Below are 11,862 nucleotides of genomic sequence, written 5' to 3'. Positions count from 1 at the left end.
CTTTCTTTTCTATAATTTTACTTTATTTAAATATTAATTATCAAAAAAAACCTAAAAAAATCACAAAATTATTTGTTTAATTATAATTAACATAGGGTTGTCAGGCTTGTTCATTATGATAGGGTAATTCCCCTACTAAAAATCTCAATTTAGGAAAAACAACAAACTAATTTATTAACATTTAATTTATTCCTTTCATATTTAAATAGGAAAATAGATATTGCATGGCAATTAAACTCGAAGTAAAAAACCTATATAAAATATTTGGTGAGCACCCTAAACGGGCCTTTGAATTATTAGGATCTGGTATGAACAAAGACCAAATCTTTGATAAAACAGGGTTAACCGTTGGTGTGCAAAATGCCAATCTGGCCATTGAAGAAGGCGAAATATTTGTCATCATGGGATTATCAGGCTCTGGTAAATCTACATTAGTGCGCCTTCTCAATCGTCTGATAGATCCCACTAAAGGCGAAGTCCTTATTGATGGTGAAAACATCACCACCATGTCTGATAAAGATTTACGACAAGTTCGACGTAAAAAAATCAGTATGGTGTTTCAATCATTCGCTTTAATGCCTCATATGAATGTACTCGATAATACAGCATTTGGTATGGAGCTTGCAGGCATTAGCAAAGAAGAGCGCTATGAAAAAGCCATGGCAGCATTAGAGCAAGTTAACTTAAGCTCTCATGCTCAATCTTGGCCGGATGAGTTATCCGGTGGGATGCGACAACGTATTGGGCTTGCTCGTGCACTGGCCAATGATCCTGATATCTTATTAATGGATGAGGCATTCTCCGCACTTGACCCATTAATCCGAACAGAAATGCAAGATGAGTTATTAAGCTTACAAGGTGATAAACAACGCACCATTGTATTTATTTCTCATGATCTGGATGAAGCCATGCGTATTGGTGATCGTATCGCGATTATGCAAGGCGGTGTGGTGGTACAAATCGGTACCCCTGATGAAATTCTTAATAACCCAGCCAATGATTATGTACGTACCTTCTTCCGTGGCGTTGATATCAGTCATGTATTTAGCGCTAAAGATATTGCTAAACGTCGCCCAGAAACACTACTGCATATTGCGCCAGGTTTTGGTCCCCGTTCAGCATTAAAAGTACTGGAAGATGAAGATAGAAACTTTGGTTATTTAATTGAGCGAGGACGGAAATTTGCAGGTATTGTTTCTGTCACTTCTCTTGAAGAAGCATTAAAAGCGAAGCAACCTATTGGATCCGCTATTTTAACTGAACCTTGTGCGATTAATGGTGATACACCATTAAATGAACTGATTTCTACTGTTGCGCAATCTCCCTGTGCGATCCCTGTTATTGATGAAAAAAACCGTTATATCGGTTTAATTTCGAAAGGAATGTTGTTACAAGCACTGGATAAGGAGACACCAAATGAGTAAGACAAATAACCAAGCCAATCCTTGGGAAACGGACACTCAAGAAGCGACAACAGAAAACGCCAATACAACACAAAATTCAGCGCAAGAAACGCATAACAACACAGATACAGACAATGATCCTTGGGCAACCACGGATAGCAACACTACTGATACCGACCCTTGGAGTAGTAGCGCTGGCGGTGATACCGGTGGAGCTGATGCTGATCCTTGGGGTACAGGGAGTGGCACTGACGGCAGTGATCTCTCTTCTGGTACTGATTGGCTAGATGCCATGCCAACAGAAAGTACACCTGATCACTTTAATATTATGGATCCATTTAATCATACACTGATCCCACTAGATTCTTGGGTAACGGAAGGTATTGACTGGGTTGTGCTGCATTTTCGTCCTATTTTCCAAGGGATACGCGTTCCAGTCGATTTAGTATTAGGTGGCTTTGAAAACTTTCTTACCTCAATGCCTGCACCTGTTGCCATTATTTTATTTTCACTGATTGCATGGCAACTTTCAGGTAAGGTGATGGGAATAAGCGCTTTCATTTCACTGATCTTAATCGGTGCTATTGGTGCATGGTCTGAAGCGATGATAACCCTTGCATTAGTGCTGACCTCATTACTATTCTGCCTGATTATTGGTCTCCCCTTAGGGATATGGCTTGCACATAGTGACAGAGCATCAAAAATTGTCAGACCACTTTTAGATGCCATGCAAACAACCCCCGCTTTCGTTTACTTAGTACCTATCGTGATGTTATTCGGGATTGGTAACGTACCCGGTGTAGTTGTCACGATTATTTTCGCCTTACCACCGATAGTGCGATTAACTATTTTAGGTATCAAACAAGTACCGGAAGATCTCATTGAAGCGGCTCAATCATTTGGAGCAAACCCTCGACAAATGTTGTTTAAAGTACAATTACCGCTGGCAATGCCAACGATTATGGCTGGGGTAAACCAAACCTTAATGTTAGCACTGTCAATGGTTGTTATCGCATCAATGATAGCCGTTGGTGGTTTAGGTCAAATGGTATTACGTGGTATTGGTCGCCTAGATATGGGATTAGCGGCTGTAGGTGGTGCCGGTATTGTGATCCTCGCGATTATTCTTGATCGCTTAACTCAATCTTTAGGCCAAAATAGTCGCCTGAAAGGTAATAGACGCTGGTATATGACAGGCCCGATTGGTTTGATCTGCCGCCTGTTTGGTAAAAAAGCCGCATAACTCATACTGGCAATAAGATTAACTAACAATCAAACATATTTATTCAATTAAGATAAGAGATAACAGTAGCACGACACAGCGACTATTACCTCTTACCCATCACAACAGAAGGAAAAACTATGCGTAATCCAGTTCTCTGGGCAACAGTATTGTCCGCCACACTGATAAGCACTCAGTTATCCGCTGCTGATTTACCCGGTAAAGGGGTTTCGGTTCAACCGGTACAAAGTACTATTTCTGAAGAAACTTTTCAGACACTCATTGTCAATAAAGCACTCGAAAAACTCGGCTACACAGTGCAACCCATTAAAGAAGTTGACTACAACGTAGCTTATTCTTCTATTGCTAATGGTGATGCCACTTTTATGGCGGTTAGTTGGGTACCTTTGCATAACTCACAATATGAAGCCGCAGGTGGCGATAACACATTTTATCGTAAAGGTGATTATGTGGTTAATGCAGCCCAAGGTTACTTAATCGATAAAAAAACGGCTGAAAAATATAACATCACTAATATAGAGCAATTTAAAGATCCGAAAATTGCCAAATTATTTGATGCCAATGGTGATGGAAAAGCAGATTTAACCGGTTGTAACCCTGGCTGGGGTTGTGAAGAAGCTATTAATAATCACTTAAAAGCCTATGATTTAGAGAAATCAGTCACCCATAATCAGGGTAACTATGCGGCAATGATGGCAGATACCATTACTCGTTATAAAGAAGGTAAACCTATCTTCTATTATACTTGGACACCGTACTGGATAAGTGATGTATTAAAGCCGGGTAAAGATGTCGTTTGGCTACAAGTTCCCTTCTCTTCATTACCGGGAGATGACAAAACCGATACAACCTTACCAAACGGTAAAAACTACGGTTTCCCACCGAGTACAATGCATATCGCAGCAAATAAAAAATGGGCCGAAGCCAACCCTGCTGCTGCTAAATTATTTGAAATAATGAAAGTTTCAGTGGCTGATATCAACGCCCAAAACTTACGTATGCATAATGGTCAAAAATCACAAGCAGATATTGAACGTCATGCTAACGCGTGGATCAAAGCACATCAAAAAACCTTTGATGGCTGGGTAGAAGAAGCGCGTAAAGCGGCTAATTAATAGTGATAATCCTTAAATAACGTCAAAGCAGAGCATTATTAATATGCTCTGCTTTTTTTATCTTATGGCTGTTGTCCTGTTGTCTAACTAAAAACTTTTAACCACAGTAAAGCGATAATCTCGCCCTGTACCAGATACCGACTCACCTAAATAAGGGTAATAATCACGGTTAAATAAATTGGCGACAGTAAAACGTATCTCGGTATTATCGATAAAAGCAGGTTTCCAATTAGCGAATAGTCCATGAATGGCATAGCCTTTACTTTTTGGTAATGACCAATAAGTAGCAGCCGGATCAGCATCCATCGGTGAACGACGTTGAGCGCCAATAAAGTCCCCTGTCCACCCAGCAACCATATTTATTTGTGGGATTTTCATTCCAAGGGTGGCATGTAATGCATCCGGTTGAATTTCTGCAATCCATGTTTTTTGTCCAAACCACGGATCACGAGGAGATTGATCGCGTTTACCTTTCATTGTCGAATACGCTAAGCGACCAAAGAGATTAGCACTGTCATAAAATGCCTCTATTTCCATACCTTGAATATGGTAGCCAGGTAAATTGCGATAATTTCCAAGGGAAGGAGGACAACTTCCATTGTTTCCGGTTACTTTTCCGCTTTCACAATAGACACCGCGACGACGGAATATCTCATCTTTCCCACGGGTATCAAAAAATGTACTTCGAAGTTGCAGCTGATCTTCTTGTTGGAAAACATTTTCAAAATCAACAATGGCGCCAATCCGTGTTGCGGTAACGGTCTCTTTATCTAAATGGCGACTCGTGCCTGTCAAACTAGAGATACTGGCTTGCACTTCATATTGTTCATCAATTAACGGCGCACGCCATGTATGAGTTATATCACCAAAAAATCTAATATTGGGGCTCGCTTTCCATAAAATACCCAAATGAGGTGTAATGCCACGATAAGTTACATCACTATAATCATGACCGTAATAGGGATTAGGATCTTGATAAACCTTCGCTCGACTCCCTACTCCTTGATTTTTCACTATATCATAACGCACACCAGGCGTGAGGGTTAGTGTTCGATAACTAATTGAATCTTGAAGATAAAAACTCGTGGTTGTTTGCGTCCCTTCTGGCATATAAGGTGGTGCATAATAGCCATAATTATAATTTGGATTTTTCGCTTTATCCCGCGTAAACATTAACACATTACGATCATTACGGTGCCAACGCGCTCCTACTAAAATCACATGTTCGGTAGCTCCTTGCATCACGGTACTTTCATTTTTCACTTCAATTTGATGATTTTTATAGTTGACCCAACTTTGGTTACCCATACTACTACTTAGATAAGAACTCGCATTATCAGGGCGTTTATCATTCTGTTTGGTATTTGAATAACCATAAGTCAATGTGAAATTAATCAGGTCAGAATCAATTGGCTGAATATTCCATTTCACACTCACAGTGTCATCTTTTTGGTCACGATAAACTAACTTACGTTTCATCGCTCCATCAAAACCATATTTATCAACATCATATTGACTCGGTTTTGCCAGTTCATCTCGCTTCGCAGCCCAAGGCGTCCAGCCATCACTGACAGATCTTGATGCTGATAAAGTTAATGTTTGTGCGTCTGTTAAATAGACATTGGTTTTAATTAAAAACGAATCTTGATCTGATTGTGAATAACCAAATTTAGTGCCATCAGGACGACGTAAATCATCACTTTTACGACGATTAAAATAAAATAGACCGTCAGCCGTTCCATCCATTAGCTTGCCATATATCGCACCACTATAACGATTTTGCCTATCATTAGTATGATGTCCATATTTTAAAAACATACCAATATGCTGATCAGGTAACAGTAAGTCATCCGGATCTTTCGTTTCAATCCGTACGGAGCCACCAAATCCTCCATTTCCTTGGGTGATATTATGTGGCCCTTTATCGACATCAAGGCGTTTAATTAATTCAGGATCGATAAATATGGAACCTTGACGATATTTTTCAAACGTCTTCGGTGTACCATCAAGAGTGATTTTCACATCTTCCGGATTGCCCATTCCCCAAATATTTAAAGTTTGCCCGCCAGGTCTTGGTGAGCCAGATGAAGAAATCCCTGGTAATTTATCTACCAATTCAGCGATATTATTTGGCTGAATTCTATTGATATCTTTTAATGTCAAAGCCGTGCTTCCTGCTTCAACACTCGAATTTAATTTTCCGGAAACATAAATAGGATCAAGCACCACAGTTTCAGATTGTTGAGTTTGTGATGTTTTTTCTGTGCTTTGTGAAGCAACGCTATTAAACGAAGCAAGTGTAGTGAGTAATAAAAAAATCGCATGAGATGAAAATGAAACGGCCCCCATTCCCTGAAAATGAGGCTCATGCTTAATTAACAAAAAGTTCATAATAGTATCTTTTATATGGTTATTAATACGCAAATAAATAGCTAAAAATACATTTAACAACACAATCATGTTAATGATAATTATTATCATTACATAGCTTTTTTTGATCCAAACCATAAAAAAGTTAACTAAACTAAAAACGAGCTATATTTAAAACAGAATAACTAAATAATTTAATATTAATGATATAATTAACTAATAACATTGGTTACTATATGGATTAATACTTGTCTAATCAGAACAGTGAGGGAATGGGGCTATTTATCTATTTAGCATAATAAATGATGCAAATATGCGGTTATCTGCTGAGAATAAATCACATTTTACTTTTAATATTAATCTATTATAAAAATAGATTAAAAACTTTCATGCCCGATTGATTGAACATTGCTATCACAGTAATTCTTTCCGCAAAAAAATGACTCATGTTACTATCATTTACCTTACAAATAATTTGTGATCAGTATTATGGAAAACACAGCACCACAAACCTCTCTTAGTAAAGGCCTTATTTTACTTATGGCCGTTGCCACTGGCATGGTTGTCGCAAGTAACTATTATGCACAACCGCTACTTGATTCAATTGCAAATTATTTTCATATCTCTGCCACTTTAGCTGGCTTTATTGTCACTACAGCACAATTAAGTTATGCCTTAGGTTTAATGCTATTGGTTCCTCTTGGCGATATTTTTGAACGTCGTTCACTGATTGTTATCATGACGCTGATTTCAGCGAGCGGCTTATTAATTACGGCAATGGCACCTAATATTTGGCTTATGTTAATTGGTACTGCCCTATCAGGTATGTTCTCGGTCGTCGCCCAAATTCTGGTTCCTTTTGCCGCTACACTTGCTGCACCTCATCAACGAGGAAAAGCGGTAGGTACTATTATGAGTGGGCTTTTACTTGGTATTTTACTGGCAAGAACAGCGTCAGGGCTGATGGCTTCCTTTACTAATTGGCAGGGCATTTTCTGGCTAGCAAGTGTTTTTCTAGCTATTTTAGCTATTACACTATGGCGCTGTTTACCTACCTATAAAAGCCAAACAAATTTAAATTATTTTCAACTGCTCGGTTCTATTTTTAAATTGTTTGCCACGACCCCAGTATTACGTACCCGCTCACTGATTGGTGCACTTATCTTTGCCCACTTTGGTTTACTGTGGACATCAATGGCTTTTTTACTCGCTTCTGATCCCTTTAATTATTCCGATGCAGTTATTGGCTTGTTTGGACTTGTCGGTGCTGCGGGAGCACTAATGGCAGGTAAAGCGGGTGTATGGGTTGATAAAGGCAAAGGTAAAAAAACGACTACTTCAGGTTTAATTCTTCTTTTCATTTGTTGGGGACTTATTGTTATCGCCCCTTATTATCAATGGATTGGACTGATTAGTTTTATTATTGGTGTGGTTTTATTAGATTTAGCCGTTCAAGGTGTTCATGTCACTAACCAAAGCACTATCTACCGTATTTTACCTGATGCCCGAAATCGGCTTACTGCCGCTTATATGACTAGCTATTTTATCGGGGGCACCCTAGGCTCTTTATTATCGGGTTACGCTTATCACCAATATGGCTGGATTGGTGTTTCCAGCGCCGGTGCAATCATTGGCTTATTAGGTTTACTGGTTTGGTTATTTGGTTATAAAAATGATCCAGTGATCCAATCTGAATCATAAAACTTATCTCAAAAGGGGTATTTTATGTCAGCAATACCCCTCTAAACAGAACAAAACGTAAATGTTTTAACAGCGTGATTACTATTTATGTATATCATCATCTCATTCTTTATTAAGAAATACATATCAATTATATCAATATAGCATAAACGGCATAGTTTCTAAGTGGTATTATTAACAATAGAATCATTATAGTGTAAAATAAATTTATTACGTGTTTTATCGTAGAAATCGATCCATTTTTTCCTAAATAGACTATTATTCATAAGTAAATAAGGGATAAATTGATTTTTATAACTTATTGTAAATAGATAAGCACCTAGTGATTTTTTTATGTTATCATTCAAAAAATTTATGAATCAGGTAGCATAATCAAAAAAACATAGTGACTATAAATAATAAAAATTGCTAAATTGTGTGTTTAATATACCATTTAACATGTTGATAACAACGTTATCCTAATTATCGAAACTAACAAGGTGTCTAAAAATGGAAAGCTAATTTACGCCAACAGAAGAACTACTAAACACTCGCGCTACACAACAGAAATCGCTTAACAAAGATATTCCTTACCAAGAAATTTTGTTAACTCGCCTGTCTATGCACGTCCAGAGCAAACTTCTTGAAAGTCGTAATAATATGTTAAAGTCTCAGGGCATTAACGAGACATTATTTATGGCACTTATGATTTTAGATACAACGGAAAATCGTAGTATTCAACCATCAGAATTGAGTGCGGCGTTAGGCTCATCAAGAACAAATGCCACTCGTATTGCAGATGAATTAGAAAAACAAGGATGGATTGAGCGTCGTGAAAGTCATAATGACCGTCGCTGTCTACATCTTCATTTAACTGATGCTGGAGAAGAGTTTTTAAATAGCTTATTACCACCACAGCACGAATGTTTAAAGAAAATTTGGTCGGTATTAGATGAAGGTGAACAAAAACAGCTAGAAACCCTAATGCGTAAATTATTATTACAACTTGATACATTAGCGGATAATCAGCAGGAATAACCATCACCATCAATAAACTTATTGATCTAATCTGTATTAGCTCAGATTTGACCTGACTAGCTATGGCACAGAGCTAACATAAATCTGACAGGTCGCTCTGTGCCAAAAGCCAACATTCCCCAGCCCTTGCACTCAATCATGTCTGATATTTAATCTATCATACTACCGACAAGCTCTATGTAACATTGGCTACTTAGGCTATTTATACCCAATATTTTGATATTTCAGATGAACTGGTTACAACAGCATGTTGAGACAAGATTTTCTCGAGTAAAAAAACATGTGTGTCATGATCAGGATCAGCACAACAATCACTTGCAATCACTAGACGATAATCTAGGTCAAATGCCTGACTAACTGTAGATAAAATCACGCCACTGGTCGTGACTCCTGCAAGGATCAAGGTTTCAATACCTTGTGTACGAAGAACCATCTCAAGCTCAGTAAATGAAAAAGCCCCTACTCTACGTTTAATAATAACGATTTCATTTTCCTGCGGAAAAATATCATCATGAATAGCGGAACTTTCACTATTGGTGATTAATATTCCATTGTCTTTAATCGATGAGAAAATTATGTTGTTTTGACTAACCTCAGGATACCCCTCACGAAACTCAACACTAACATAGATAATCGGTATGCCTGCTGCACGCGTAGCGGAAATTAATGATGATGTATTACGAATAACATCTTCAGCACGATCTTGTGGAAGGAAATTATTAAGAATGGTCGTCTGAAAATCCATTACCAGCAGAGCACTATTTTTATCGATATTATTATTGTTATTGTTGAATTGTGTTGTCATAAAATCTCCGAAATATACAGGTGAAGAAGAACGAAGTTCATCAGCGTATAACTGAATTACGATGTAATTTAAAATTCCAAGCGGCTCCCAACAATAAGACAACACTAGTTGCCAGAAAAACTGCGCGCATACCTATATGACCACCAATAACGCCACCTATTAACGGGCCGATGAACTGACCTGCAAACTGGGCTGCGACCGAATAGCCAAGGATACTGCCTATCATTCCTTCTGGAACGTGATGACGTATTACTGCCGCAATACAAGGCAACAATCCCCCCAATGCTAATCCCATAAGAAAACGTAAAATAATAAGTTGCCAACCAGAGGTAACAAAGGCCTGAGGGATCAGCAATAAACCGGCTATAGCTAGTGCCAGCGTGATAATACGCAAATGCCCTATCCTATCTGCTAATTTCCCAAGCCAAGAGGCTGAAATAATACTACCTAAGGCAGCAGCGGCCATGACATAACCTGCAACCCTAGTTATCTGAGCAGGATCATTAACGAGTGTACGCACATAGACTGTAATAATAGGTTCTATCGACATATTGGCCAGCATCAGCAACAACCCCGTGCAAAGCATGCTAACTATCACAAATCGTGCAGGTAACTGCGACCAACTCACTTGCATTTTTGTCGTAGTATTTATGTATTTCGGCGTATCTTCACGGATAAGCGTAAGGGTCATGATAAAAGACAAAAAGATCAGTGCACCGGCACAGAAAAACGTGTTTCGAATACCGAACAAGTCAGGTAACCACCCTCCAGCTAGAGGGCCAATAAGATTACCCGCCATTACACCACATGAAACAATGCCCAACGCCCAAGCAACACGCTCTCTTGGAGCTTGTACTGCAATAAGAATAGTTGCTCCAGATGAGTATCCCCCCCCGCCAAACCAACTAATAGCCTTAGACCGACAAGTTGCCAAATATTTGTTACCATTCCCATAAGTGAGACGGTCACCGCCATACCAAGACTGGCTCTTACGAGCATCGATTTACGTCCATATTTGTCACCGAGCTTTCCCCATACTGGAGCAATTAAGCCAGCAGTGATAAACGTTGCACTGAATGCCACGCCAGACCATTGGACAATGGCGGCGTGACCTTGAACACCAAGCTCTTCAACATATAGGGGGAGGAACGGTAACATCAAGGTCATTGCAAAAACAGTTGAAAAAGAACCAATAAAGCAAACGAGCAGATTTCGACGCCAAAAGCTGTTATATAATTGAGTCATAGAAATATTCTTTTCTGGTATACCAAGTTGGTATACCATATAGATAATTTATTTTACTGTCAATTTTTAGGAGAGTATTGCCGTTATGAGCCAAGTGTTAGAGGTTGAAAAACAATTAAGAAAACTGATACTCAACATGGAACTAGGCCCAGGAGAACGGTTAACTGAACGCTGGGCTGAAGCGAAATTTAACGCATCGAGAACTCCCGTTCGAGCCGCATTACAAAAGTTGGAATCAGAGGGACTTATATGTCGTGATGGTATACGTTGGTTAGTGGCACCAATCGATGCCGATGAAATCGAACAATTATGTATTTACCGAGAAATACTGGAGGTAGCAGCATTAAAACTTTCAGTCAGCCAGATCACCGAAGAACAGTTGAACAATTTGGAACGCCTGCTTAAAGAAACCACGGTAGATTCACCAGAAGAGAGCATGGAAAATGCTGGAACACGATTCCATAGAGAGTTGGCACGCCTTTGTAATAACGCATTTATTATTGAAGGGATAAATGATGCCCTACGTAGGCTTTCGCGAGCACGATGGCTTGATAGAGCGCCGTCTAATCCAGCGTGGGATGAGCATCGTGAAATATTTGTCGCACTTCGTTCGAGAGATACGGACAAAGCCGTAGAACTACTCGCCACTCATTTGTGCGAAAGTAGACTCCGTTTACTAGATACCATTACATCTAGTAAACGTAGCCTAAGAGCAAGAGGCATTGCGATATCCTGACCAAATACCACCAACCTCATTTACAACATGAATTGATAAACAAATATATTCATTCACATTTATAATTGGCCTTTCGTGCTAATTATTATTCTAATATAAGCCCAATATATATGTTTCCGGATTTTATTCTGGAAACATATATAATGCTTTTTCTGGTTTATGGAGATCTTCTAAATGAGTGTAAATGAGGAAAAAAATCCACCTCAGGCTCCCATTCGCAATAAAAA

At 38.9% G+C, this 11,862-nt stretch carries 7 protein-coding genes and 2 pseudogenes; 6 read left to right on the top strand and 3 right to left on the bottom strand.

Features of this window, described 5'->3' with window-relative positions; genetic code table 11:
• Nucleotides 1-224 precede the first annotated feature (224 nt).
• The 3 genes from proV to proX all read left to right on the top strand — a co-directional run bounded on the left by proV (nucleotide 225) and on the right by proX (nucleotide 3,761).
• A complete protein-coding gene (gene proV / locus ACYUCW_RS17135) occupies nucleotides 225-1,424 on the top strand; it encodes a glycine betaine/L-proline ABC transporter ATP-binding protein ProV (RefSeq protein WP_004246075.1) in 1,200 nt (399 codons plus the stop codon).
• Entirely contained in the window at nucleotides 1,417-2,646 is a 1,230-nt protein-coding gene (gene proW / locus ACYUCW_RS17130) for a glycine betaine/L-proline ABC transporter permease ProW (protein ID WP_071425472.1), read from the top strand. Before proV ends, proW begins: the two co-directional genes overlap by 8 nt.
• A 119-nt stretch (nucleotides 2,647-2,765) precedes the next feature.
• Nucleotides 2,766-3,761, top strand: coding sequence for a glycine betaine/L-proline ABC transporter substrate-binding protein ProX (gene proX / locus ACYUCW_RS17125; RefSeq protein WP_004247424.1), 996 nt, complete (start codon nucleotides 2,766-2,768; stop codon nucleotides 3,759-3,761).
• An 87-nt stretch (nucleotides 3,762-3,848) separates the two neighbouring features.
• Here proX and ACYUCW_RS17120 read toward each other — a convergent pair whose 3' ends face one another.
• Nucleotides 3,849-6,242 (bottom strand): TonB-dependent hemoglobin/transferrin/lactoferrin family receptor, encoded by a 2,394-nt coding sequence (locus ACYUCW_RS17120; RefSeq protein WP_036905839.1) that lies wholly within the window; start codon nucleotides 6,240-6,242, stop codon nucleotides 3,849-3,851.
• 378 nt (nucleotides 6,243-6,620) lie between these two features.
• Here ACYUCW_RS17120 and ACYUCW_RS17115 point away from each other — a divergent pair, with 378 nt between their 5' ends.
• A complete protein-coding gene (locus ACYUCW_RS17115; protein ID WP_460409119.1) occupies nucleotides 6,621-7,832 on the top strand; it encodes an MFS transporter in 1,212 nt (403 codons plus the stop codon).
• Between the two features lie 501 nt (nucleotides 7,833-8,333).
• A pseudogene (gene mprA, locus ACYUCW_RS17110) lies at nucleotides 8,334-8,849 on the top strand (transcriptional repressor MprA); the annotation flags it as partial.
• A 202-nt stretch (nucleotides 8,850-9,051) separates the two neighbouring features.
• Here the strand turns inward: mprA and ACYUCW_RS17105 are convergent.
• Both ACYUCW_RS17105 and ACYUCW_RS17100 read right to left on the bottom strand, forming a co-directional pair.
• A complete protein-coding gene (locus tag ACYUCW_RS17105; protein WP_004246084.1) occupies nucleotides 9,052-9,654 on the bottom strand; it encodes a cysteine hydrolase family protein in 603 nt (200 codons plus the stop codon).
• A gap of 40 nt (nucleotides 9,655-9,694) precedes the next feature.
• Nucleotides 9,695-10,899 (bottom strand): annotated as a pseudogene (locus tag ACYUCW_RS17100) (MFS transporter).
• Nucleotides 10,900-10,984: 85 nt separating this feature from the next.
• On the opposite strand from ACYUCW_RS17100, the gene ACYUCW_RS17095 reads away from it, so the two are divergent.
• A complete protein-coding gene (locus tag ACYUCW_RS17095) occupies nucleotides 10,985-11,635 on the top strand; it encodes a GntR family transcriptional regulator (protein ID WP_012367579.1) in 651 nt (216 codons plus the stop codon).
• The last annotated feature ends 227 nt before the right edge of the window (nucleotides 11,636-11,862 follow it).

The sequence above is a fragment of the Proteus sp. MB838 genome, assembly GCF_054767435.1.
The sequence above is the reverse complement of the archived record's forward strand: the minus strand, read 5'-3'. Positions and strand labels throughout refer to the sequence as shown.

Bases quoted from the DNA above. Each gene is read 5' to 3' on its own strand.
- proV (WP_004246075.1), top strand. From the start codon at position 225: ATGGCAATTAAACTCGAAGTAAAAAACCTATATAAAATATTTGGTGAG.
- proW (WP_071425472.1), top strand. From the start codon at position 1,417: ATGAGTAAGACAAATAACCAAGCCAATCCTTGGGAAACGGACACTCAA.
- proX (WP_004247424.1), top strand. From the start codon at position 2,766: ATGCGTAATCCAGTTCTCTGGGCAACAGTATTGTCCGCCACACTGATA.
- ACYUCW_RS17120 (WP_036905839.1), bottom strand. From the start codon at position 6,242: ATGATAATAATTATCATTAACATGATTGTGTTGTTAAATGTATTTTTA.
- ACYUCW_RS17115 (WP_460409119.1), top strand. From the start codon at position 6,621: ATGGAAAACACAGCACCACAAACCTCTCTTAGTAAAGGCCTTATTTTA.
- ACYUCW_RS17105 (WP_004246084.1), bottom strand. From the start codon at position 9,654: ATGACAACACAATTCAACAATAACAATAATAATATCGATAAAAATAGT.
- ACYUCW_RS17095 (WP_012367579.1), top strand. From the start codon at position 10,985: ATGAGCCAAGTGTTAGAGGTTGAAAAACAATTAAGAAAACTGATACTC.